Annotated in this window: 23 protein-coding genes and 1 pseudogene; 13 read left to right on the top strand and 11 right to left on the bottom strand. The window is 42.2% G+C overall.

Annotation, left to right across the window (positions count from 1 at the left end; genetic code table 11):
• The first annotated feature begins 189 nt into the window (after nt 1-189).
• The 7 genes from QNK26_RS04715 to QNK26_RS04685 all read left to right on the top strand — a co-directional run bounded on the left by QNK26_RS04715 (nt 190) and on the right by QNK26_RS04685 (nt 6,718).
• Nucleotides 190-342, top strand: coding sequence for a hypothetical protein (locus tag QNK26_RS04715; protein ID WP_319221143.1), 153 nt, complete (start codon nt 190-192; stop codon nt 340-342).
• Between the two features lie 268 nt (nt 343-610).
• On the top strand, nt 611-2,122 hold the full coding sequence (locus QNK26_RS04710; RefSeq protein ID WP_319221141.1) for a methyl-accepting chemotaxis protein: 1,512 nt from the start codon (nt 611-613) through the stop codon (nt 2,120-2,122).
• A 559-nt stretch (nt 2,123-2,681) separates the two neighbouring features.
• Nucleotides 2,682-3,485 carry a phosphate ABC transporter substrate-binding protein gene (locus tag QNK26_RS04705; RefSeq protein ID WP_319221139.1) on the top strand — a complete coding sequence of 268 codons (804 nt, stop codon included), beginning with the start codon at nt 2,682-2,684 and terminating at the stop codon, nt 3,483-3,485.
• 80 nt (nt 3,486-3,565) lie between these two features.
• A complete protein-coding gene (gene pstC, locus QNK26_RS04700) occupies nt 3,566-4,471 on the top strand; it encodes a phosphate ABC transporter permease subunit PstC (RefSeq protein ID WP_319221138.1) in 906 nt (301 codons plus the stop codon).
• Nucleotides 4,471-5,313 (top strand): phosphate ABC transporter permease PstA, encoded by an 843-nt coding sequence (pstA, locus tag QNK26_RS04695; RefSeq protein ID WP_319221136.1) that lies wholly within the window; start codon nt 4,471-4,473, stop codon nt 5,311-5,313. Before pstC ends, pstA begins: the two co-directional genes overlap by 1 nt.
• Before the next feature lie 11 nt (nt 5,314-5,324).
• Nucleotides 5,325-6,074, top strand: a complete 750-nt coding sequence (gene pstB, locus QNK26_RS04690; RefSeq protein ID WP_319221134.1) for a phosphate ABC transporter ATP-binding protein PstB — start codon at nt 5,325-5,327, stop codon at nt 6,072-6,074.
• 149 nt (nt 6,075-6,223) lie between these two features.
• Nucleotides 6,224-6,718, top strand: a complete 495-nt coding sequence (locus QNK26_RS04685) for a methylated-DNA--[protein]-cysteine S-methyltransferase (RefSeq protein WP_319221133.1) — start codon at nt 6,224-6,226, stop codon at nt 6,716-6,718.
• Nucleotides 6,719-6,807: 89 nt separating this feature from the next.
• Here the strand turns inward: QNK26_RS04685 and QNK26_RS04680 are convergent, their stop codons facing one another.
• The gene (locus tag QNK26_RS04680; protein ID WP_319221132.1) at nt 6,808-7,662 is read right to left on the bottom strand and encodes an RNA polymerase sigma factor RpoD/SigA; all 855 of its coding nucleotides are present in this window, start codon (nt 7,660-7,662) and stop codon (nt 6,808-6,810) included.
• Between the two features lie 411 nt (nt 7,663-8,073).
• Between QNK26_RS04680 and QNK26_RS04675 the strand changes: the two genes are divergently transcribed.
• Both QNK26_RS04675 and QNK26_RS04670 read left to right on the top strand, forming a co-directional pair.
• Nucleotides 8,074-9,126, top strand: coding sequence for an aldo/keto reductase (locus tag QNK26_RS04675; RefSeq protein WP_319221131.1), 1,053 nt, complete (start codon nt 8,074-8,076; stop codon nt 9,124-9,126).
• Nucleotides 9,127-9,390: 264 nt separating this feature from the next.
• Nucleotides 9,391-9,846 carry a GAF domain-containing protein gene (locus QNK26_RS04670; RefSeq protein ID WP_319221130.1) on the top strand — a complete coding sequence of 152 codons (456 nt, stop codon included), beginning with the start codon at nt 9,391-9,393 and terminating at the stop codon, nt 9,844-9,846.
• 63 nt (nt 9,847-9,909) lie between these two features.
• Here the strand turns inward: QNK26_RS04670 and QNK26_RS04665 are convergent, their stop codons facing one another.
• Nucleotides 9,910-10,716: a GGDEF domain-containing protein gene (locus QNK26_RS04665; protein WP_319221128.1), complete on the bottom strand. Its 807-nt coding sequence runs from the start codon at nt 10,714-10,716 to the stop codon at nt 9,910-9,912.
• A gap of 328 nt (nt 10,717-11,044) precedes the next feature.
• Here QNK26_RS04665 and QNK26_RS04660 point away from each other — a divergent pair, with 328 nt between their 5' ends.
• Complete coding sequence (locus QNK26_RS04660; protein ID WP_319221126.1) at nt 11,045-12,745, top strand: sensor histidine kinase; 1,701 nt, start codon at nt 11,045-11,047, stop codon at nt 12,743-12,745.
• Nucleotides 12,738-13,451, top strand: a complete 714-nt coding sequence (btsR, locus tag QNK26_RS04655; protein WP_319221124.1) for a two-component system response regulator BtsR — start codon at nt 12,738-12,740, stop codon at nt 13,449-13,451. The genes QNK26_RS04660 and btsR overlap by 8 nt, the downstream gene beginning before the upstream one ends.
• A gap of 487 nt (nt 13,452-13,938) precedes the next feature.
• Here btsR and QNK26_RS04650 read toward each other — a convergent pair whose 3' ends face one another.
• A complete protein-coding gene (locus QNK26_RS04650) occupies nt 13,939-14,271 on the bottom strand; it encodes a PBPRA1643 family SWIM/SEC-C metal-binding motif protein (protein WP_319221123.1) in 333 nt (110 codons plus the stop codon).
• Nucleotides 14,272-14,524: 253 nt separating this feature from the next.
• On the opposite strand from QNK26_RS04650, the gene QNK26_RS04645 reads away from it, so the two are divergent.
• On the top strand, nt 14,525-16,441 hold the full coding sequence (locus QNK26_RS04645; RefSeq protein WP_319221121.1) for a methyl-accepting chemotaxis protein: 1,917 nt from the start codon (nt 14,525-14,527) through the stop codon (nt 16,439-16,441).
• A 51-nt stretch (nt 16,442-16,492) separates the two neighbouring features.
• Here QNK26_RS04645 and QNK26_RS04640 read toward each other — a convergent pair whose 3' ends face one another.
• Together QNK26_RS04640 and QNK26_RS04635 are read right to left on the bottom strand one after the other, a co-directional pair.
• Nucleotides 16,493-16,876, bottom strand: a complete 384-nt coding sequence (locus QNK26_RS04640) for a hypothetical protein (RefSeq protein WP_319221119.1) — start codon at nt 16,874-16,876, stop codon at nt 16,493-16,495.
• Nucleotides 16,877-17,040: 164 nt separating this feature from the next.
• Entirely contained in the window at nt 17,041-17,586 is a 546-nt protein-coding gene (locus QNK26_RS04635) for a DUF1439 domain-containing protein (protein ID WP_319221118.1), read from the bottom strand.
• Between the two features lie 301 nt (nt 17,587-17,887).
• Here QNK26_RS04635 and QNK26_RS04630 point away from each other — a divergent pair, with 301 nt between their 5' ends.
• Nucleotides 17,888-18,586: a DNA-3-methyladenine glycosylase I gene (locus QNK26_RS04630; RefSeq protein WP_319221116.1), complete on the top strand. Its 699-nt coding sequence runs from the start codon at nt 17,888-17,890 to the stop codon at nt 18,584-18,586.
• Between the two features lie 171 nt (nt 18,587-18,757).
• Here the strand turns inward: QNK26_RS04630 and QNK26_RS04625 are convergent, their stop codons facing one another.
• From QNK26_RS04625 to QNK26_RS04600, 6 genes and pseudogenes are all read right to left on the bottom strand, one after another.
• Nucleotides 18,758-19,984 carry a beta-ketoacyl-ACP synthase gene (locus QNK26_RS04625; RefSeq protein WP_319221114.1) on the bottom strand — a complete coding sequence of 409 codons (1,227 nt, stop codon included), beginning with the start codon at nt 19,982-19,984 and terminating at the stop codon, nt 18,758-18,760.
• Entirely contained in the window at nt 19,984-20,709 is a 726-nt protein-coding gene (gene fabG, locus QNK26_RS04620) for a 3-oxoacyl-ACP reductase FabG (RefSeq protein ID WP_319221112.1), read from the bottom strand. The genes QNK26_RS04625 and fabG overlap by 1 nt, the downstream gene beginning before the upstream one ends.
• Complete coding sequence (locus QNK26_RS04615) at nt 20,702-21,199, bottom strand: 3-hydroxylacyl-ACP dehydratase (protein ID WP_413816349.1); 498 nt, start codon at nt 21,197-21,199, stop codon at nt 20,702-20,704. The genes fabG and QNK26_RS04615 overlap by 8 nt, the downstream gene beginning before the upstream one ends.
• 14 nt (nt 21,200-21,213) lie before the next feature.
• The gene (locus QNK26_RS04610) at nt 21,214-22,416 is read right to left on the bottom strand and encodes a beta-ketoacyl-ACP synthase (protein WP_319221110.1); all 1,203 of its coding nucleotides are present in this window, start codon (nt 22,414-22,416) and stop codon (nt 21,214-21,216) included.
• Complete coding sequence (locus QNK26_RS04605) at nt 22,413-23,003, bottom strand: DUF3261 domain-containing protein (protein WP_319221108.1); 591 nt, start codon at nt 23,001-23,003, stop codon at nt 22,413-22,415. The genes QNK26_RS04610 and QNK26_RS04605 overlap by 4 nt, the downstream gene beginning before the upstream one ends.
• Nucleotides 23,000-23,787: pseudogene (locus tag QNK26_RS04600) on the bottom strand (hypothetical protein); the annotation flags it as partial. The gene QNK26_RS04605 and the pseudogene QNK26_RS04600, both read right to left, overlap by 4 nt.

Below are 23,787 nucleotides of genomic sequence, written 5' to 3'. Positions count from 1 at the left end.
ATGATGACCTCGACTATCATTGCCGAGAATACCTTAGACGTGCAAATGGCGCTAAGCTATAACTTTGTTGATACCAACGAATCATTCACTATTGAAATTCGTAACGGTATTGCCCAGTTACACGAACAAGCGCTATAAGGTGCTGACGTACAAATCAATACCAGCCGCGCCGTCCTAAATCAGATCCTCATGGCGGGTGCCAACGGTCAGCAAGTGATTGGTCAGAGTTTACAGTCTGGTGACTTCACGTTTGCCAACGGTGACATCAAAGATTTCGGTCTGTTCATGAGCTATTTCGATAAGCCGATGACAGCAGAAGAGATCATGCTCATCGTACGTTAATGTCTCTCAAGGGCATGGCTTAACATACTGTATGAAATACCGAGGGACCGTTATGGTTCCTCGGTATTTACTTTAATAGAGCATCCCAACTAGCAACGTATGCAACAACATATATTGCTAGAGTTGTATCGAAAATAGCCACTACGAGATAAAGTATATAAATAATAGCCACAACTACCACATAACAACTAACTATCAGATGACTAAGGTTAAGTTCAATGTTATTTTATTCTTTAATTGACTATTTTATACATTAATAGGGAACTTAATGGCTGACAACTCTGCGCAATTTATTTCATTAGTAAACAGCAACGGTGAATACACTTATGTTAACAAACACTACAGTGACGCACTGGGGTTTTCAGCAGACCTATTATTAGGAAAAAATAGTCGAGAACTCGACTCGTCAACCATGCCTGCCGCCGTGATAGAAGAAGTGAGAAAAACCTTAGCACAAGGTTTCTCATGGCAAGGTATTATTTGTAAAACCAGCCAAACAGGCAATGACGTTTGGCTCGATACCTTTATCACCCCCCAGTTTGAAAACGGTAAAATTGTCGGTCATCAAGAAGTCAGTACTCTCGCGACACCGCAAATGGTCAACCGTGCCAGTAGCGTCTACAAAAACCTGCAGGGCAAAAGCCTGTTGTTTGAGTTCACCCGTATTCAACGTTTTATCCTGTTAACCCTGATTAGTCTTGTGGCACAAGTTTTTATCTACACTCATCTGGGATTAGTCGCATCCTTGATTGCTTTATTTTCTGCCATCACCCCGATACTGGTATTCTGGCAAGATATCATCCCAATGGCGAAAAAAGCCCAACACATGCAGTCAATGTTTGACAGTGTCAGTCGCCAAGTCTATTTTGGCAAAGGCACCGCCAGTGTATTTGACTTTAATATGAGCTTGCTTAAAACCAAAATCAAAGCCATTTTGGAGCGTACACTCGACTCGACCAAACCGGTACAACAGGTCATTGCCACCGTGTCAGCAGGTACCGACCAGATCCGTAGCAACCTGGTTAATCAACAAAAAGAATTAACTGAAGTAAGCACAGCGATGTCGCAAATGCTCACCTCGACAGATGAAATAGTGCGTAATAGTGTCGAAACCTCAGATGAAATCAATGCCACATTTATGCTATGTGAAACAGCGCAAAGTGGCATTAACACCACCACCTGCGAAATTAAAAAATTAGCCCGTGAAGTAGAACAAGCCTCTACCGCTGCCGATAAGCTCAATACCGAAGCACAAAATGTGGGAAGCTTGATGACCAACATTCAAGCAATTGCCGACCAAACCAACCTGTTGGCATTAAACGCCGCCATTGAAGCCGCGCGCGCTGGTGAACAAGGCCGAGGTTTTGCGGTGGTCGCCGATGAAGTACGAACCTTATCATCGCGTACCCAAGAGACTGCCGAACATATTCACACCAGCTTATCGACGATGTTAGAAACCATCAATGATTGGTTAGTGATGATGAAGACAAACAAAGATAATGCTGATTTATGTGTTGGACAAGCAGAACAGTCTGATCAAGCGATTGCCATTATCCACGAAAAAATGCAGCAACTGTCACAGCTATCAATGCAGATCGCCACAGCGGCTGAAGAGCAAAGCGTAGTATCCAACGAGATCAACAGTCACGTGATCGACATTAAACAAGGCTCAGAGCTTAGCTGGCAACATACCGATACGGTCGTCAGCCAAATGGATGAGTTGAAGCACGACATCAATGCCATTAGTAACCTCGCAAATGCCTTTATTCCAGCACGCTAGACAGACATTAATTTAAACGGTTATAAGCATTTATAACCGTTTAACCCCCCTATCGATCAACCAATCAATGTCCCTACCACATCAACAAGATGCGACTTAGCCGGATCTAATCCGCTATAAATCGAATTTAAACTGGTCAATACCCATTCATAAAGTATGGTTTTTGTATGAGCAAGGCGAATAATTCTAGCTCGGAGTAATTAATTTTATATTTTTTAGTTGTTATTACACATCCAAACTAGCTTCCCAGTAACTATGTTCGCCAATCCCAGCAAATCAACACAATCAACTGGCTTAAATCATCAGGCAAACACCAGCTCAGGATATAAACCTACCCAATATGGGTTAGGTAGCGTAAAGCCTCACAAACAAAGCGTAAATAAGCGTACGTCAACGTAAAGCAGTGTAATGTATTGTAATTAAATCGATAACCAGAAGTAAGTATCAGCGGTGATAAGTAATTAATATTTCACACTGAAATAAAACTGTCACATTTGTGATGTTTAATAGTCGAACTTCCAATATGGATAACGTCAAGATATTACAGAGAGTATTTAGAATGAAAAAATTAATTGGATTAGTAGCAGCGATTGGGTTGATGACCGCTTCTACAGTACAAGCTTCTGTTTCTGTGTCAGGCTCAACTTCGGTAGCCCATGTAATGGAGGTGCTCGCTGAGAACTATAAAAGCAGCCACAATAAAACAGTTGAAGTACAAAGCACAGGCTCATCAGCGGGCATTCGCGCAGCCACAGACGGTACCAGTATGATTGGCATGTCATCTCGAGATATCAAGGAAAACGAAAGCAAAGCAAATATTGAAGAGATCGTTATCGCCAGAGACGGTATTGCTATCGCATTGAATAAGAAAAATAAAGTAGATAACTTAACCCAACAACAAATTGCCAAAATTTATCGTGGCGAAATCACCAACTGGCAACAAGTCGGTGGAGCAAACACACCTATCGTGGTCGTTACCCGTGAAAATGCATCAGGTACACGTGGCGCGTTCGAAGACATCATGTCACTAAAACGTGAAATTAATGGCATCAAAGTATCGGCTATTTCACCACGTGCGCAAGTCGCCAACGGCAATGGCATGATCAAAACAATTGTGGCGAACAACCCTTATGCGATTGGTTTTGTTTCATTAGGGTCAGTTGACGACTCTTTACGCGCTGTAAAAGTAAATGGTGTTGAAGCGAGTCATGCCAACATCGCAGCGGGTCAATATACTATCGCCCGCCCTTTTATCGTGCTAATGAAAAATGATGTAGCAGACAAGGCACGCGACTTTGTTAACTACATTTTATCTGATGATGGCCAAGCAATTATTGCAAATGAAGGTTATATCTCGATTTAACCACCCAGTCAGTAAATAACAACAAACATGAGAAGGCTTTAGCCTTTTCATGTTAATTTTCTTCGTAACAAGGTAAGTACATGAATACCTTAATTAATACTAAAATGACGCGGTCTAACTCGTGTAACCGCTCTAACATAGATTGGCTTGGAAATGCTTTCCAAGCACTGTTTTTCTGCAGTGCCATGATCGGTGTATTGTCCGTAGCCACGATCGGCTGGTTTTTATTTAAAGAAGGCCTGCCTGCATTTATGGAAGCGGGTGTAGTCGAATTAGTGTTTGGCCGTGAGTGGTTGCCACCCGCCTTGTATGGCATTTTCCCGATGATTGCTGCAACGTTAATTTCGACATTAGGGGCGCTTATTATCGGTGTACCTATTGCGTTATTAACCGCGATATTTCTGGCTGAAATAGCGCCTAAATGGCTCGCGAACATCATACGTCCAGCCGTTGAATTGCTTGCTGGGATCCCATCTGTGGTTTACGGCTTTTTTGGCTTAGTCGTTATTGTACCGGCCATAGAAACATTCTTTAATATTCCCGCAGGTAACACTTTATTAGCCGGTATCATTGTATTAGCGATAATGATCTTACCGACGATCATTACCATTTCCGAAACATCTTTGCGGGCGTTGCCTACAACCTATAAAGAAGGTGCATTAGCATTAGGTGCATCGCAAGTTTATAGCATCATCAAAGTACTGGTACCCGCCGCTAAAAGTGGCATCTTAACAGGGGTGGTACTGGGCATCGCCCGCGCGCTCGGCGAAACTATGGCCATCATCATGGTAATGGGTAACGCACCAGCGATGCCAGGTTCATTGTTAGAGCCAGCCAGAACCCTAACAGCAAATATAGCCATGGAAATGTCATATGCGACCGGTATTCATGCCAGTTCATTATATGCCACAGGCATCGTCTTACTTATTTTCATCGTCATCTTAAACAGTGCCCTGTTATATATTAATAATAAGCGAGTTAGCTAATGCAACGTGACACTCAAGATAAACTCATACTCTCGGCTATTTGGTGCGCCGCTGGTATCACTATTTTCTTCCTATTATGGGTGGTATGGCACATTTTAAGTAATGGTCTTAGCCATGTTAGCTGGGAGTTTATTACAGGGGCATACACACGTATTGGTGAAGCCTCTGGTATTTTCGCCATGATCGTATCGACCGTTTACATGGTTGGATTAACCTTATTGATTGCGGCGCCGATAGGCATCATGACTGCGATATATTTAACCGAATACGCCAAAATTGGTAGTCGTTTAGTTAAATTTATCCGTTTTTGCACTGAGTCATTAGCCGGTATCCCATCTATCGTTTATGGCCTTTTTGGGATGACATTTTTTGTCACCACGTTGGGATTAGGTTTTTCTATTTTATCGGGTTCGCTGACACTGGCGATGCTTATTCTACCGGTAATTATTCGTACCACCGAAGAAGCATTAATGGCAGTACCGATGAGCTATCGCGAAGGTGGTTATGCACTTGGTACTTCAAAGATCTACACCGTATGGCGACTGATCCTGCCGAGTGCGATGCCAGGAATTGCCACGGCGCTTATTTTAAGTATTGGCCGTGTCATTGGCGAGTCAGCTCCGGTATTTTTAACGGCCGGTATGGTCACCCAAATTCCCGAGTCAGTGTTAGATTCAGGGCGAACTCTAACCGTTCACTTGTATAAACTAACCCAAGAGTTATTTACTCAAAATGAATGGAACCAAGCTTACGCCACTGCAACCGTACTGATTGTGCTGGTATTACTGCTCAATTTGGCAACTAAATTAATTGCCTCACGTTTTAACAAAGCTACTTATTAAGGCCAGAGATAATGAATAAATTAGACATCCATAACTTAAATCTTTTTTATGGTAACAACCAAGCATTGAAAAATGTTTCTCTGCCGATCCCTAAAAACCAAGTCACTGCGTTAATTGGGCCATCAGGTTGTGGTAAATCGACCTTGTTACGTTCATTAAACCGAATGAATGACCTTATCGAGAACGTCTCTATCACCGGAGATGTTCACTTTGAAGGACAAGATATTTATCATGACTTCGACGTTAGGCAATTACGTATGCGTGTCGGCATGGTATTTCAAAAAGCGAACCCTTTCCCAATGAGTATTTATGAGAATGTTGCTTTTGGATTACGCGCGCAAGGTATCAAAGATAAAAAAATCTTAGATGAAATTGTTGAGCAATCATTACGCAGTGCTGCGCTGTGGGATGAGATCTCGGATCGCTTAAACTCACATGCCTTTGGCTTATCTGGCGGTCAACAGCAACGACTATGTATCGCGCGTACCATTGCCATGGAACCAGAAGTCATTTTGATGGACGAGCCGACCAGTGCACTAGATCCAATTGCGACCCACAAAATTGAAGTTCTGATGGACGAGCTGAGAAAAAAATTCACCATTGTCATCGTTACCCATTCAATGCAACAAGCACGACGAATTTCAGATAAAACCGCGTTCTTTTGGATGGGCGAGTTAGTCGAACATGGTGAAACCAAACAAGTATTCGAGCAACCTAAAGATAGCCGCACACAAGGTTATGTCGACGGTGATTTTGGCTAACCATTAACCACCAACACTGCCGAGCTTGCCCTGTTGGGGTGGGCTCGGCAGTAAAGTGCAATTAATTAGACCTAGATAACAACAAATGTTGTAACTATCAATTAAACTTTAATTATCTATGACCCTAAAGTTTAAGTTGTTACACCGTTATGTATTACGATAAATTCACCGTTTCCAGCACCTCAGCCACCGGCGACCAAGAGTATCAACTTATATTAGTCGGTAACGAAGCGGGTATTACCCAGTTACTCATTGATAACGGCACTAAAGCCATTCACATCAGTGCCGACTGGCAACACTCAAGTACTTACTTCAATGACGCCAAACAGCAATTACGCGAATACTTTAATCATATCAGAAAGGGTTTTGATCTTAAGCTAAATCCTGCTGGTACGGTGTTTCAGCGCCACGCTTGGCAACAGTTAACCAAGATACCCTATGGTGAAACACGCCGTTATAAAGATATCGCTGCAGGCCTAGGCAATCCCAACGCGTCACGCGCGGTAGGTATGGCCAATAATAAAAATCCAATCCCGATTATTATTCCTTGTCACCGTGTCATTGGTGCTAATAATAAATTGGTTGGTTATGCCTATGGTTTAGAACTAAAGCAACAATTACTGTCACTTGAACAATATCTTTAGGGTTTGCTAACGCAGTAATCATCACCGCTGCATAACGCTCTGGCAGGGATAAACCAACGGTTAAAGATGCATTTAACATTTTAAGCCAGCTAATTAATATAGTCATGCTGCTGGACACTGTTAACTAATAACTTAGGTCTGAGCCTTCTAAGACTGGTACGGATAATACTCCGAGCTTTTTCACGAGACATGGACAAACGTTCACCAATGCGTGATAAGCTCAACGGCTCTTCACCGGTTAATCCAAATCGCAATTCAATAACCTGACGTTCATATTCAGGTAAATTATCTAATAACGCTAACAAATACTTTCGAGTACTACCACCTTCGACTTCAGCGCTCGGAGTTCGCCTTGATTCATCTTCGATAATATCGACAAGTGTCGTAACAGCCCCACTATCGGTGATAATGTTTTTATCTAAACTGAGTTCGTTAAAGTAGTAAGACAAGACATCCATCACCTCATCCACGTCGGTTTCCAGTACATTGGCAATAACCACCAAATCATTATCACTACCAACATCCAGCCCCACTTCTCTGGCCACCTTAGCAATACTTCGATACATTTTACCCACATGAATCGGAATACGAATAGTACGCGCACTGTTCATAATACAACGCTCGATGTTATTCTTGATCCACCACACTGCATACGTTGAAAAACGATAACCTTTACTCACATCAAATTTTTCAACCGCACGAATTAATCCGGTGTTGCCTTCCTGGATAATATCAACTAGAGGAATCGAACTATATTGATAACGCTTCGCGACGCTAATCACTAGTCGTAAGTTAGCCTCAATCATACGGTTCTTCGCGTTTAAATCACCATTAGCCACAGCGACTGCAACTTCGTATTCCTCTTCCCTTGTCAATAACACACTGCTTTTATTCACTTGCTGCATATATGCATCTAAAGCATTTGATTCGTTAGATAATTCCATTTCTCTAATCCTATAAAGTCTGAACGGCTTAACCTTATTGCAATGCTCAGTGTTAATACTGCAACAGCCAGCATTGGAAAATCATTAAAGCACTCAGACGTACCAATAACTAGGTATTCATAATGTAATAATCAAATGATGTGACAATACTTCACGTTTATGTGCAGCAGATCGAAAAACGGTAATCAAAAACATCTGGTCGGAGCTATTTCACTTGGCAAAAAAACCATTCCGAACATGCCCAACAAACGTAACCAACTGATTAAAAACATATAAAATATTTTATAAAGTCACGCTAACTTCACAAATAACAGCACCTAGCCCGACACTCTTTCTTAATTGTGAACAAATGTTTGTAACTATTGCCCTAACCTATAATAATGATGAAAAAGAAGCAGCATAAGGATGACTATGCAATTTTCAATACTCGGTAGTAGCGGTTTGTCAGTATCACGCGTTTGCTTAGGCAGCATGACTTGGGGCTTTCAGAACAACCAGCAAGACGCCAACCAACAAATCGAATATGCGCTATCGCAAGGCGTCAACTTTATTGATACCGCAGAGATGTACGCTGTACCGCCGTCTGCAGACACTTATGGTAAAACAGAAACCATTATCGGCAATTGGCTCGCTGCAAACCCGCATCGTCGTAAAGATATTGTGCTAGCGACTAAGATTTCAGGTCCAGGACTGCCTTGGATACGTAACGGTGAACCGATCAGCGGTGATGCTGTAGTTAAAGCTGTAGACGCCTCGTTAAAGCGCTTGCAGACAAACTATATCGACTTGTTTCAATTGCACTGGCCAAACCGCCCTAACCCACATTTCAGCCGACATAAGCCAAATAATATCCGCTTTAGTGATATCAATGCAATCGAACATACCGCGCAAATGCTCGATATTTTGCAAGGGTTACAGCGTTGTGTTGATGCCGGTAAGATCCGCTTCTGCGGTTTATCTGACGACACCACATGGGGTATTAATACTTACCTTAAACTGAGCGAACAGCACAATTTACCGCGCATGGTATCGATTCAAAATGAGTTCAGCTTATTACACGCTAAGGATTGGCCGTATTTAATCGAGAATAGTGTGCATGAAGACGTGGCGTATTTGCCGTGGTCCCCGTTGGCGACTGGCATGTTGTCAGGAAAATATTTGAACAATGTACGACCAGAAGGCAGCCGCTGGACATTCTCGCAGCGTAACAAGCTATATAGAAACACTGACAGTGCACATCTGGCAACGGCTGACTATGTTGATATTGCCCAACAGCATGGCTATACACCCGCACAATTAGCCTTAGCTTGGTGCAATCAAGTCGATGGTGTAACGTCAACCATCATCGGAGCGACAACACTGCCGCAACTCGAAGAGAATATAAGTGCCTTTTCAACCCAGCTCACTCCCCAAGCATTGGCGGATATTAGCGCGGTGTTTAGACGTTATCCAGCACCGTTTTAGCGGTATTCGGAAGCGCAAAGTTAGCGGTTAGTGGTGCCGTTTACACTGGCCATGCATTTTATGGGTCATTAACCGCACTATTGCTGCAACCAATAACAGCTGCTAAAGTAAGTATTACTAATGAATACAGGGTGGAGTGAAGCAGCCGTTTTACTGACAATAATTTACGCTAAAGTTTGTAAAACTGAGATCTAGCCAACTAAAATACGACACTTAAGCCGTATAATAAAAAATAACTCCAAATAAGGACATGAGGAATTACCTATGCCATTTGTTAACATCAAACAATCATTCGCTGAATGGCAAGAGCGCCTTAATACGCTCGCCACTCGTTCTGGTTTACATTCAATTCTGATCATGGAGTCAAAGCCCAACACGATGGAAGTTGTCGTCGCTAATGAACAGACGATTTATAATGTCGGTGATTGCGGCCCTAAAAGTCGCCAGCCTGGTTGTCATGAATTGTATTGTGAACGGGTTGTTGATACGGCACAGCCAGTATTTATCCCTGATGCAAGTATTGATGATGAATGGAAAGGTAACGAAGATTACGTAAAGTTTAACTTAGGCGTTTATCTTGGCTTCCCACTCGTTGCTCAAGGCGTTGTGGTTGGCACCATTTGTGCGCTAAATGATAAAACCTTTGATTTTAACGAAGGTTCGCCCTCAGTATGCAGTGAATTAGTGCAACTAAAAGCAGATATCGAATTGGCATTCTAGTGAATTACAGGGTTAGCAGCCGCTGTTATGCTGCTAACTTTATTCATCCTGATGGCATTAATACTAATCCTGATTTTTACGCTGCTTCTTATTGACATACAACTGCTTATCGGCGAGTTCTAATGCTCCAGCCAAGGGAATATCTTGTTGCATATTCTGCATACCAAAACTAAATGAAATACCGAGAAAATCATCTTCTTGCTCGATAATTTGCCGTATCTGCGATAACCGTTCATCGATTTTCGTTTCATTCACATCTTCAAATACCACAACAAAAACATCACCACCAACGCGATATATCGTATCTTTATCACGTAACTGATTATTGATAAACAATGCAAACTTAATCAGTATCTCGTCCCCTTTGAGATGACCAAAAGTATCATTAATGTATTTAAAGTTATCGAGATCCAGATACACCACGGTGTTGTTGTTATTAAAAGTACGTTGCATTAATGCCAATTTATTCGCGATTCCAGTTAAATCATCATGCTGTAAACGGGCATTAAGTTTATTCGCCGTTTTAACTTTGTCGGTGATATCCCAAGACAATAACGCCATAAATTCATCATCACCATCTTGCATGATATAGCGCACCGATTCAAAACTGGTATCAAGGAAGGTTTCAATACTGGTTGTCATCTTATCCGGTTCACATAACACCGCTGCATCATTGGCTTTGCACTGTAGTAATAGGTCAATCACATCTTCGTCGTCAATTTTATCTATAATGTCATCAAGCGTTAACCCGCACACATCAAATGGAAAGAAGCCCTTATAACTGTCATTCACAACAACATGCTCACCACTTAACTTCTTTACCGCCATTAATCCTGGAAAGCTTTGAATAACTTGGTGTATTAATGACATATTAATTCCGTTTGCAGTAGTGAATAACTAATTATAGCTTATTCAGCCCAGGAAATACTAAGGTTATATGATTGAAAATCATCACATTACTCCCTTGGTGATATAAAGCCAAGTCTCCAAATTGCAGCGGATTTAAGCGAACCGTTATTTTTCAGTCAAAAAACCCTGTAAATACTATAAACGCTTATATTTAATAGGTTTTTCTAGTAAGTCTGTAGTATGCTGCCCCCTCATCAATAAACAGCTTATTTACAGCTTTAATTGCGTATTAATGTTTAGATAATGATCCTTACTGTTTGTTATACATATATAAAATTTAGATGATATTATGGATTTGATCCCCTCTCTATTACAACAAATGTGTGTTTACCTGGTGTTTGCTTATCTACTCAGTAAAACCCCCATTTTCATGCCGCTATTAAACATATCTTCACGTTGGGAACATAAGTTTAGCTGTTACTTATTATTTTCAATGTTCTGTATTATGGGCAGTTATTTTGGGCTGCAATACGACGATGCCATAGCCAATACTCGGGCCATTGGTGCCGTGATGGGCGGGCTTTTTGGCGGGCCTATCGTAGGTTTGGCGGTGGGCATGACTGGCGGCATACACCGTTACTTTATGGGCGGATTTACCGATTTTGCCTGTGCGATATCGACATCCGTGGAAGGCTTAATTGGCGGCTTATTACATGTCTACCTACTGCGCAATAATAAGATCAACTATTTATTCAAGCCCCAAGTTGTCTTTTTGATCACCCTTTTTGCAGAGCTGACCCAGATGGCGATAATACTGGTTGTCGCAGAACCTTATGAGCAAGCATATAGCCTAGTCAGTAATGTCGCCCTGCCGATGATCACCGCTAATACTATAGGCGCAGTATTATTTATGAGTATCATCGAAGATAGAAAGTCTATTTTTGAAAAGTATTCAACCGTGTTCTCTCAACGCGCACTCAGAATTGCAGATCGCAGTGTCGGTATCCTTAATCAAGGTCTTAATGCCGAAAGCGCACATACGATCGCCTCTATTATTCATCAAGAAACTAACGTTGCCGCTATCGCGATCACAGACACCCATCATATCCTGGCCTTTGTTGGCACTGGAGAGCAGCACCATCATGTTAATGTACCGATTTCCAGTACAATTCAACAAGCGATCAATGAAAATCGCATCATAGATTTAAACAGTGCACCCAATGCCTACCAATGCGCTATTGACGGTAAATGTCGCCTCGGCACAGCGATTATCTTACCGTTACGTAACGGTGATAACCAAGTTGTCGGCACCATAAAATTATACGAACCACGTCGAAAACTGCTGTCTAATATCAATATTTCAATGGCAGAAGGTATTGCGCAACTACTCTCCAGTCAGATTTTGCTAGGCCATTATCAACAACAACAAGCCTTATTAACACAAGCTGAGCTGAAGTTATTACACGCACAAGTGAATCCACACTTCCTGTTTAATGCATTGACAACCATCAGCGCAGTAACCCGCCGTGAACCCGATAAAGCCCGAATATTGATCCAACATCTGTCACAGTTTTTCCGTAGCAATCTAAAACAGAATATCGAGTCTGTTAGCCTGCGAGAAGAGCTCGCGCATGTCAACGCTTACCTGACTATAGAACAAGCCAGATTGACGAAACGTCTGAGTGTAAGTATTGCTATAGCGCCTGAACTAATGGACATCAAACTGCCTAGCTTTACCCTGCAACCGCTGATTGAAAATGCCATTAAGCACGGTATTTCGACCATGTTAAGCGCGGGGAAATTAGAGATATACAGTCATAATACGCCTGAAGGCACACGTATTTTTGTCACCGATAACGCCGGAACATTTGTCACTAACAAAGAAGACAACACGGGTTTAGGACTTAAAATAGTAGATAAGAGGCTGATTAATCACTTTGATGAGCGCTCAAGTCTACTTATTTCAACCACTAAAAATAAGCTAACCCAAGTATCTTTTTTGCTACCAACCAGTACGCTAACAACGAATAAGGAACTAACTCATGCTTAACGCTATTGTCATTGACGACGAACAGTATGCTCGTGAAGAGTTAATCGAATTATTACATGAAACCAAGCAGATCCAAGTCATTGCTCAAGCAGAAAATGCGATTGAAGGCTTACAGCTAATTAATAAATTGAAACCTGATATTATCTTTTTGGATATTCAAATGCCACAGATCACTGGTATTGAAATGCTGTCGATGCTAAACGCAGAAACCATGCCTAAAGTTATATTTTCAACCGCTTATGATCAATATGCCGTCGAAGCTTTTAATGAAAATGCCTTTGACTACTTGCTGAAACCTGTTGATCCAGCCCGCTTACAAAAAACCGTTGCGCGTTTGGTCAAATCTACAGCACAAGCTAATTTTGATGCGATAACACAGAAACATTTGGAACACGTACCTTGCATTGGCCACAACCGAATTCTGATTGTCGCCACTCAAGATATTGAGTTTGCCCACAGTGGCTTATCAGGCGTGTATATTAATACAGGCAAACAGGTAGCCACGAGTCAGTTAACCTTAAAAATATTGGAAGAGAAAACCCCGTTAATCCGCTGTCATCGTCAATATCTGGTTAATCTAAAAGCAGTTAAAGAGATCCAACTCTTGGATAATAGTTTGGCCGAGATCATGACCAACAGTGGTCAGACACTACCGGTTAGCCGCCGTTACTTGAAATTATTAAAGCAACGCTTGGGGATTGTATAAATTCAAAAAAAATAGCCTTACCACTTTAATATTTACCGCAAAAAAATAGCCTTACCACTTTAGTGAGTAAGGCTATTTTTATGCTAAAGATTGAATATAAAGAAACATTACTTAAGTGTAGAAGCACTTCTTTCATCCCTGCCAGGCTGATTTATATTCAATCTTCTTTACATCCTTGTCATCAACTGTGCTGTACAAGTTTAGTTGATAGACGCAAGCCACCAAAAAAATACAACAAACTCATATAGACCTCCTTATTTATATGAGCGTAATTCTAGTAACATAAGGCGATATTAATAGTGCTGATTAAGTCAGTGGTTATATGGCGAGTTAAGTGGCCAATGTTACCGGTAATATCGAACAACAATTGAAACCAGTGGTCGCTATCAAGATTAAGCGGCATAGGCAAAAAAAAACCCTTAATCAAATAATTAAGGGTTTAATAAATAACAGTTTAAATACTAAAATAATTTATGGCTAAAATACATTAAGCACAACATTTTTTGTATTTTTTACCACTGCCACATGAGCAAGGATCATTACGATTAGGCGTTTTTTCGAATACCGTTGTTTTAGGCTTATTTAACACACCGTCTAGGTCACGAATGTTTTCTTCTTTATCTGCATTTACTTCAAAGTTTGCGACTAATTTGTTATCCGCTAAAATCACTTCAAGCTCAGTTTGACGCTCAGTCGTTTGCACGACCAAGTTTAATGGCGACTCTTCTGACCCCAGTTTGATATCACGTTTAGTGTTATAGCCAGCTTTAACGTGATTTAATCTTGCGTCAATACGACCTTTGAAAAACATTTTAGACATCTTCAATTCCTAATTTGGGGATATTCTTAATTCAGCCCGCTCTTATACTATAAAAATGCTATTTTTTAAACAGTAGCCTGCTTAATTAGTTAAAAATATGCACAAAATTAGCTTATACAGCTAAAGGTTTCATTATTTTTGCCGTTAACTAAGATAGTTAATAAAAAATAATTATAATAATTCAACTTAAAGCGCGAATTAAAATGTTTTATTCACTTGAATTCCCTTATTAATAGGCTAGGACAACAACCCAATGATTTTCAGTCAATTTAGTATTAAGAAAAAACTGATCGTTACTATGATTAGTGCCGTCATCACCGCTACCCTACTCGTTGGGTTTGTTAGCCAAAATTTAGCCAAAGATGTGATAGAAACACGCTTAACAACCTCTGAGCTACCGGCCAAATTAATGCAGATCCGTAATGAAGTGGATAAAGAGATCTCGACCATACAACAAGCCGCTCAACAACTGGCAACGAACCGTTTTGCGCTCGCCCGTCTGCAAGATACAACTACACCAAACCAAGAAACACAATTAGTCCAAATGCTCAATGATGTTAAAAATCAATATCAACTTATTGATGCGTCAATCGCGAACCGGACCGATGGCAACTATTGGAACCAAGATGGGTTTTTACGTCAGTTAAATCATCAACAAGATAATTGGTTCTATGATTTTACTCGCGCTAACAAAGCCCAATCGGTGAGTATTTTTAAAGAATCTAATGGAGAAACTAAGTTATTCATTAACTATCAACAAGTTAATGGTCTTGGTATGGCCGGACTGTCTAAATCGCTAGATGACATGGTCAACTTTATTAACCAGTTCAAATTGGAACACAGCGGCTTTGTGTATCTGGTTGATGCAAATGGTACCGTGCGCTTACACAAGGATAATAGCCAAATTGGTAATACCGATTTAAGCCGTCTTTATAGCCGTGATATCGCGAGTAAATTACTTCAAAAAAGCGCATTTAATATGAGTGAAGCGACCGTTTCTGGACGTGATACACTGCTTTCAAGTAGTTATATTCCATCAATGGATTGGTATGTGATTGCAGAATTGCCGACCGAGGAAGCCTTTGCAAGCTTGTCACAAGCCAATAATAAGATCATGTTATGGACGCTTGCGATTGCCCTTGCCTTTACATTCATCGCCATCTGGTTAGGTAACAACATTACCCGTCCGATTCAACGTATTGCGACGGTGTTTGCAGAACTCGGTAATGGTGACGGCGATCTACGTCAACGTATCGACATTCAAGGTAACGATGAGATAGCCCAACTGTCATTAGGCTTTAATAGTTTTATCACTAAGATCCACGATTCGATGCAAGAAGTATCACGTACTGGTGAAGCATTGCAAAGCGCAGCAGCAGAGGTTGCCAACCAAGCGCAAACCACCTTAGATAATAGCCATGAACAACGCGATCGTACTTTCCTTGTGGTCACCGCCATTAATGAAATGGGCGCAACGGTTAACGAGATTGCGACTAATGCTTCCAATGCAGCCAATGAAGCACACAGTGCCGAAACGGAAACCCGTGATGGCCAACAGGTCGTGTCGCAAGCCAGTAAGGCTATCCACCAGCTGGCCGGTGATGTCGACGAAGTTAGCCAAGTCATCAATTCATTAGCCAATAATACCCAAGCCATTGGCAGCATTTTAGAAGTGATCAGCAGTATCTCAGCGCAGACCAATCTACTTGCCCTTAATGCGGCGATTGAAGCGGCGCGTGCCGGCGAGCAAGGCCGTGGTTTTGCTGTTGTTGCTGATGAAGTACGTAATTTAGCCAGTCGTACCGATCAATCAACCAACGAAATTCAAACCATGATTGATAACTTACAAAATGAAGCGAGCAGTGCCGTTGCCGCGATGCTGAAAAGCCGTGAGTTAACCACACAGGGCACAATTGCAACAACAGATACTTCGACAGCCTTGGTGTCTATTGGTGAGCGTATTTGCCTGATCTCGGACATGAATACGCAAGTTGCTACCGCGACAGAAGAGCAATCGACTGTTGTGAATGAAATTAACCAGAATATTGTTGAAATTAATGAGATAACCCAGTGTACGGCCGATACCGCTGAAGGTTTAGCGAAATCAAGTCACGCTCTGCGAGATCTGTCTGTGCGTCTTGGCGACATGGTAGGTGTGTTTAAGTTATAGCAAATAACTTAGCTAAACGTAAATAAGCCCTGTCTATACAGGGCTTAGTTGTTATTGAAATGTCATTACTACTACGAATAAGCTGGCAAAAATACTGCTTAAAAGAAGCTTACTCTCTACTGCGCGCTTTTTCTCACTCAGCGCTCTACGGCTTAATAAATCAGTCTCAATACACTGGCGGTCTGTTACCGCTGTCTCAGTGACTAATTTAGCGCGTGTTACCGGTTCGATCTGCGCCTGCTTGGCAGAACAAGCGCTACGTACCTCGATATCACAGTCATCACATTTATGTTTAATGTCATCCATACCTAAATGCATTAACAACTGTGCAATGTTTTCTATCTTGTCACCCTTACAATTGACTTGTTGAGTATTACTCTCGTTCTGCTTAGCACAATGGCGATCGGGGATCTGTATAGACTGTTGAATTGTCAAAATAAAATATCCTTACTTTAGAAATCAGATTCTCGAGAACACTAGGCTTTACGAATCAAAAACCTAACATACCTCTATAGGAATAATAACTTAAATGTGACATAGATCCCAATATAATATGCATAAACCGTTAATTTTATTTGTTAACGCACAGTAAGCAGCCATTAAATCACTTTAAGTGTCGCGACTAATTCCTTGTTACGTACTTCAATTGACTCGAGTACGGCTTTAACCATGGTTTCGGTTAAATCATCTTTCAGTCTGTAGATTGGCATCTGCTCAAGTACGGGGTTAACAACCTGCTCTGCCATTTTAATGACTTGCGGGGTAAACAAATCAGGCATACCTTCAATCTGTACTTCATGCACTTGCATATTGCTCACATAGAACGCAGACTCTTCTGATTTATAACTTAACGCACCGGTTAATCGGGTGTAACCGTAACTTGCTAATCCACCGGTTAATAATTTAACGTTTAACTCTAACTCAATTTCATTCTTGTCTTGCGCCAGTTTCAATACTGGTTTCGTCAGTTCAACTGTCAAAAATGAAGTTTTTTTCACTAACGGCATCACCCGGGTTACTTTTTCTTGCAGCTCGGCTTCACTAAACTTAACCGTTAACGCGTGTGCTGGTAGTGCAAACAAACCCACAAATAACCACAAACTTAACACTGGCGCTTTTACATACTGCTTTACCCAAGTCGACATTTTTACTTTCCTAGTCTTTATAATGCAAATCGTGCCAGATAACTGACACGAATATGGCGATTAAGTTGCTTTTAATCGACGCTAGTTAAGCATAAAGCTATGCACATTACTACCTTGCTGATGTGTCACCCAGCGGCTATTCATCACTCTAATCGTTGGACTTTTCACGCTTGTCGCAAAATAGAGTATACGAGCTAATAACAAGCTCTCTTGTTGCAATATCAATTAAATATTAGGGATGACCAGCTAACCACATCTACTGTAAACTATCCCCACATATCAAATATTAGCGATGTCATTAATGGAAACATTTAAAGATCTTTACCGCCGAGCTGCAGAGCGCAAAGGTGGCGAAATAGCATTAACTCAGTTAACGTCAAAACCACTAACCAATGATGAGCTTTCGTTAGTAACTGATAATGAGGTATTAGCGGAGTTCACTCGTAAAATCTTCCAGTCCGGTTTTGTCTGGGCTGTCGTGAATAAAAAGTGGGATGGCTTTGAAGAGGTATTCTGGAATTTTGACATCAACAAGCTAATATTGATGCCTGATGACATGCTAGAACGTAAAGCGGCTGATACTAAAATCATTCGAAATTATACTAAAGTTAAAACGGTACGCGACAATGCGCAGTGGTTAAAAGAACTCAGCGATGAATTTGGCTCGATCGGGCAATGGTTAGCGAACTGGCCGAGTGATGATATTACTGGTTTATGGCTGTATCTGAAAAAACATGGTTCACGTTTAGGTGGTAACACTGGCCCTTATGCGCTGCGTCAACTTGGTAAAGACACTTTTATTCTCAGTCGCGATGTTGAAGCTTATTTTAGAGCCAACAAGTTAATCGAGGGTGGATTAACCTCAAAACGTAACTTAAAGATTATTCAAGATAGTTTTAACCAATGGCAAAACGAGTCAGGCTATAGCTTGCAAGAAATCAGCCAAATTGTAGCCTACTCCGTTGGCGATAATCGGGTCGGATTTAACGCTGCTTCATAACATCTACTTGCCGATGATATGCTCAATATCATCTAGGCACTGGGGCTAAAAGATAATATGTTCGCTTATTCAGGGGTGACAGCATACAACACGATATCGCCAACACGCGCCACTTAATGACAAGTAAGGCGCGTTGTTAATCCATCTTGATGCTTTAATGATGACTGTAGACTAATTAGGCCAGCGCTTAAATATCAGTGATGTGTTAATACCACCAAAAGCAAAGTTGTTGCTCATCACCACATCAGTGTGGATAGTACGCCCTTGCCCGCGAATATAATCCAGATCGCCACACTCTTCAGCAATACTATCGAGATTAATCGTTGGTGCAAACCAGTTGTCCTGCATCATATTGATTGATGCCCACGCTTCAATTGCGCCACACGCACCTAAGGTATGCCCAAGGTAACTTTTTAGCGAGCTAATTGGCTTTTTACCTAGCGCATTGGCTGTGGCATTGGTTTCTGCAATATCACCACGATCGGTAGCGGTGCCGTGAGCACACACATAACCAATCTCAGCAATATCAATATCGGCATCTTGCACAGCTTGCTCAATAGCCACTTGCATGGTTTCAGCGGTTGGTTGGGTCACGTGTTTACCATCTGAGTTACAACCAAAGCCAATGATTTCAGCGTAAATCGTCGCACCACGCGCCAGCGCATGCTCTAACTCTTCTAAAATCAGTGTACAAGCACCTTCGCCAATGACCAGACCATCACGACCTTTATCAAATGGACGCGGGGTGAGTGCTGGCGTGTCGTTTTTAACACTGGTTGCATACAAGGTATCAAATACCGCCGCTTCGGTAATACATAACTCTTCCGCGCCACCAGCCACCATCAAGTCTTGACGGCCAAATTTAATCGCTTCATAGGCATAACCAATGCCTTGTGAACCCGAGGTACAAGCAGAACTTGTAGTGATCACGCGCCCAGTCAAACCAAAGAATACCCCGACGTTCACAGGCGCCGTGTGTGACATGGTTTGAATATAGCTGGTTGCCGTCACGCCTGACATGTTACCCGTGTCCATCATCCGACTAAAGTTAATTAGCGGCTCGGTAGAACCGACAGATGAACCATAAGAAATACCAGTGCGGCCATCGGTTAATGCCGGGTGGTCTAATAGCTGCGCTTGTTCTAATGCTAACTCTGTTGCCCGTGTCGACATTAATGCCACACGACCCATCGAGCGCACTTGTTTACGTTTGTAGTGTTTCGGTTTTTCAAAATGTAATACCGGCGCGGCTAAACGGGTATTCAAACCGTCAAGGTAATCCCATTCAGGCATCACTTTAACGGCATTTTCGCCCTTCTCTAACCCCGCTTTAAAAGTAGCCCAATCATCACCAAGCGCGGTGATCGCAGACATACCCGTTACAACAACTCTTCTCATTAGATCAATCCACCGTTCACAGAGATAACTTGGCGAGTGATATAGGCCGCGCAATCCGATACCAGGAATGACACAGTACCCGCCACTTCCTCAGGCTTGCCCATACGTTTTAACGGGATCATTTTTTTGATTTCATCCAGCGGTAAGTCATTGGTCATGTCAGATTCAATTAAACCAGGTGCGACACAGTTAACCGTGATCTTACGTTTTGCCAGTTCTAGCGATAACGCTTTCGATGCCGCAATAATACCGCCTTTGGCCGCACTGTAATTGACTTGCCCACGGTTACCCATAATACCCGACACTGAAGCCATAGTAACAATACGACCACCTTGTTTAGCACGAACCATTGGCATAACCGTTGGGTGGATAACATTGTAAAAACCGTCTAAACCAGTGCGGATCACGTCATCCCAATCGTTCCCTTCCATGGATGGGAACGCCATATCACGAGTAATACCAGCATTACAGACGACGCCATAGTAAGCACCATGTTCAGCGATATCAGCTTCAATACTGGCTTTTGCTGCCGCTCTATCGCACACATCAAATTGTAATAAACTAGTCGCTTGACCGAGCTCCGTAATTTGTGCACACGTATCCTGCGCCGCTTCCACGCCTGAACGGCAATGTACGCTAATATCAAAGCCGTCTTTGGCTAATTGCAGTGCGATCGCTTTACCCAGTCCACGACTTGAGCCTGTTACTAAAATACGTTTACTCATGATTATCCTTTAAAAATTGTGCTGGATCCTGCGGTTGGAATACATTGATTTTAGCTTGCGCTAATACCGCATTCTCTTCATCTTTTATTACGCAATCAAAAACACACAGTCCTGATTGGTCTTGAATTAATTTTTTAGCTTCAATTAACAAGCGCTGCGCGAGTTTAAATACTCCCACTTCAGCGTGGTATTTACGCGAGCCTAATAGAAAACCTATTTTCACTTCGCCAGCATCATCCAGAGCATGGGCGCCGCCGTAGGCAGCAATCGTTTGCGCCATATATTCACAACCGACATAACTGGGTACGCCTTGCTTGGCATTATCAAAGAAAGGCAGGCTTGGCGTGATCGTCACGCGACAACTGACGTTTTCGTCGTCATAACTCACCAACTCATCCAATAAAATCATTGGCGCGCTATGGGGTAATACGTCCGCTATTGGATAATTCTTTACAAGTGAAACAGTGCTATCTACTGGAGATTGGTTCACGATTAGAGATTTATTCACTGCTGTTTTCCTATCACTAGACTGATATTGTTACCGCCAAAAGCAAATGAATTACTCATGCAGGTTTGTAATTTAGCTGTCGTGCTATTTGCATCCGCTAAGTTGATCACCGCAAGGCTGCTATCAAGCTCACCGTCGCTAACATTAGCAGGTACTTTGTTTAATGGGTTATATTCGTCATTGAGTAACAACCAACAGATGCCCGCTTCTAAAGCGCCAGCAGCACCTAATGTGTGGCCAGTCATGCCTTTGGTCGACCCACATAATACTTTACTGCCGCAGGCGTTAAACATGGCTTTAGCTTCCATGTCATCATTCTTCGGTGTGCCTGTACCGTGTAAGTTTACATAATCGATTTTCTCACCTTGCAAATTAGCTTCAGCCAATGCCGCTTGCATCGCCCGTAACGCGCCTTCACCTTCAGGATGGGGCGCCGATAAATGGTGGGCATCCGAGGTTTCCGCTGCGCCTAATAACTGAATACCGCCTTGTTCTTTGGTGACGATGAACAAGGCTGCCGCTTCGCCAATATTAATACCATCACGGTCTGCCGAAAATGGATTGCTCTGCGCAGTTGCCGTTGATGCTAATGCTTTAAAACCATTCACAGTCAATTTCGCTAAGCTATCAACACCACCAGCAATCACCACATCCGCTAAATCTGCATCGAGTAATGCCTGCGCACTGACTAAGGCTTTACCGCTCGATGAACAAGCGGTAGAAAGACTATAAACAGGGCCTTTAGCTTGGCATAAATCAGCTATAAATTGCGCCGTTGTACCCATTTCCTGCATGCGATAATGGTAATTCTCTGGGTATTCACCCGTGGCTATCTTCTGTTTTAATGCTTGCTCGCCATATTCAATACCCGAGGTACTGGTGCCTATTACGACTGCGATACGTTGTTGACCAAACTCAGCAAGCAAAGGCGCAAGAGTATCGGCTATCTGTAAATACGCCAATTGACCAAGTTTATCATTACGGCTAAGTGTTTGCCCTTTACTATCAAGGCTCATATTTGCCACTATTTTATCAAAAGTCGAATCTGCCACCCGACCGACATATTGCGGTTCAGCATTGGGCAACTGACTATCAAGCACTAAACCGTCACGACTCCCCTTTAACAGTCCAGCGGCTACCGCAGCTTTTGAATCACCGAGTGCGCATACCACACCAAAATCTTTTAGACAGATACTCACAATGATACCTTCGTTAATTCTGTTATTGTTATTTGATAATCACGTAATAAATGCTTAAGGATATAGCGATTATCGAACTTCTCGACAGTTAGTATAACCTGTCCATCTTGGCTTAACGTACGTGTCCAATCCGTTGTGGTTTGGCCGACGTTATTATTGAATTCTTGAATAAATGAACCATTGGTTGCTGACTGCAATTGTGCAAACGGCCAATTGACCCATTGCAAGTCGGCAATCACATAACTGATATCTAATCCCGGTACTGGCACATATTGGTTAATAATCGCGTCATCTTCAACGCTCCACAATACATCAAACAAGGGGATGCCAGAAGGCGTCATCGCCACCAGTTTAATCTGCGTTTCGGTAAATTCCACTTGAGCTAATAAACTATGTGTTTGCTCATCAAACTGCGCTTCAATTAACTGCGTTTTCGCCTGCATCTGTAATGCTTGCGGCGGTGCGGTGAGCTCTAATGTCACATTCGGCGCCATCGTGACTAAATGACTTTTTGGCATGCTGATACAGCCAGTTAATACGAATATCGCCAATAGTAGTGCGCTAAATCTAGCTAGGCTTAATTTCATTTTTCAACCTCAAGGTTTTCCGCACTTGCAGGAGCTAATGTTTTCGCACTTAAGGGAGCCAATAGAAACACCAATAAAATGCCAAACATAACAGTTAAGCCAAAACTTTCTACCGCAGGTGTCACACTTAGCGCAAGTACGCCAAATACCAGCGCCGATGAAATAGCCGATAAGGTGATCGCTAAAACGGTATTGCGCTGTAAACCATGCTCTTGATAGAAGATCACATAATCAATCGCCAAGGCAAGGATCAACAACACTGCTAACAAATTGAAGATATTGAGATGACCTAAGCTCAGCTGCGTTAACAATAATGCGCCACCAGCACTCAGCACAATACTTAACAAGCCTAATAAACCTTGTGCTAAACCAAAGCGTAAACACAAGACAATCGTGACAACGACTATAGCTCCCGCGAACAGCAAGAATAACGCTTGGCGATAATGGCTTAATGCTGCCGTCACTTCCGCAGGTTTGTTATCGATGCTCATGTCTGCTTGTTCAGCGATCCACTGCTGTAACTCGCTATTAAGCGCAACACCCGAGGTTTCTACCCAGAGTGCGTATTTATGATCTTTCACATTGCTAGTGCCATCACCCGTTTGATATTGATAAATGTATATTGATGAGAGCGCTTGTAGTGGTCCGGCATTAAATTCAGCCAATGTCAGCGGCGCAAAGTCATCGACCGCATCAACTAAGCCTAAGGTGCCGAGTCCCAAGGCAAAATGCTGTTGCTGCTCAGCTTGTTTCAACAAGGTATTATTACTTTGCTGTTTAGCCA

It is taken from the genome of Moritella sp. (genome assembly GCF_033791185.1).
GTDB lineage: Bacteria > Pseudomonadota > Gammaproteobacteria > Enterobacterales > Moritellaceae > Moritella.
The sequence above is the reverse complement of the archived record's forward strand: the minus strand, read 5'-3'. Positions and strand labels throughout refer to the sequence as shown.

Excerpts from the sequence above, each read along its gene's own strand:
- QNK26_RS04715 (WP_319221143.1), top strand. The coding sequence starts at position 190 with ATGGCGGGTGCCAACGGTCAGCAAGTGATTGGTCAGAGTTTACAGTCT.
- QNK26_RS04710 (WP_319221141.1), top strand. The coding sequence starts at position 611 with ATGGCTGACAACTCTGCGCAATTTATTTCATTAGTAAACAGCAACGGT.
- QNK26_RS04705 (WP_319221139.1), top strand. The coding sequence starts at position 2,682 with ATGAAAAAATTAATTGGATTAGTAGCAGCGATTGGGTTGATGACCGCT.
- pstC (WP_319221138.1), top strand. The coding sequence starts at position 3,566 with ATGAATACCTTAATTAATACTAAAATGACGCGGTCTAACTCGTGTAAC.
- pstA (WP_319221136.1), top strand. The coding sequence starts at position 4,471 with ATGCAACGTGACACTCAAGATAAACTCATACTCTCGGCTATTTGGTGC.
- pstB (WP_319221134.1), top strand. The coding sequence starts at position 5,325 with ATGAATAAATTAGACATCCATAACTTAAATCTTTTTTATGGTAACAAC.
- QNK26_RS04685 (WP_319221133.1), top strand. The coding sequence starts at position 6,224 with ATGTATTACGATAAATTCACCGTTTCCAGCACCTCAGCCACCGGCGAC.
- QNK26_RS04680 (WP_319221132.1), bottom strand. The coding sequence starts at position 7,662 with ATGGAATTATCTAACGAATCAAATGCTTTAGATGCATATATGCAGCAA.
- QNK26_RS04675 (WP_319221131.1), top strand. The coding sequence starts at position 8,074 with ATGCAATTTTCAATACTCGGTAGTAGCGGTTTGTCAGTATCACGCGTT.
- QNK26_RS04670 (WP_319221130.1), top strand. The coding sequence starts at position 9,391 with ATGCCATTTGTTAACATCAAACAATCATTCGCTGAATGGCAAGAGCGC.
- QNK26_RS04665 (WP_319221128.1), bottom strand. The coding sequence starts at position 10,716 with ATGTCATTAATACACCAAGTTATTCAAAGCTTTCCAGGATTAATGGCG.
- QNK26_RS04660 (WP_319221126.1), top strand. The coding sequence starts at position 11,045 with ATGGATTTGATCCCCTCTCTATTACAACAAATGTGTGTTTACCTGGTG.
- btsR (WP_319221124.1), top strand. The coding sequence starts at position 12,738 with ATGCTTAACGCTATTGTCATTGACGACGAACAGTATGCTCGTGAAGAG.
- QNK26_RS04650 (WP_319221123.1), bottom strand. The coding sequence starts at position 14,271 with ATGTCTAAAATGTTTTTCAAAGGTCGTATTGACGCAAGATTAAATCAC.
- QNK26_RS04645 (WP_319221121.1), top strand. The coding sequence starts at position 14,525 with ATGATTTTCAGTCAATTTAGTATTAAGAAAAAACTGATCGTTACTATG.
- QNK26_RS04635 (WP_319221118.1), bottom strand. The coding sequence starts at position 17,586 with ATGTCGACTTGGGTAAAGCAGTATGTAAAAGCGCCAGTGTTAAGTTTG.
- QNK26_RS04630 (WP_319221116.1), top strand. The coding sequence starts at position 17,888 with ATGGAAACATTTAAAGATCTTTACCGCCGAGCTGCAGAGCGCAAAGGT.
- QNK26_RS04625 (WP_319221114.1), bottom strand. The coding sequence starts at position 19,984 with ATGAGAAGAGTTGTTGTAACGGGTATGTCTGCGATCACCGCGCTTGGT.
- fabG (WP_319221112.1), bottom strand. The coding sequence starts at position 20,709 with ATGAGTAAACGTATTTTAGTAACAGGCTCAAGTCGTGGACTGGGTAAA.
- QNK26_RS04605 (WP_319221108.1), bottom strand. The coding sequence starts at position 23,003 with ATGAAATTAAGCCTAGCTAGATTTAGCGCACTACTATTGGCGATATTC.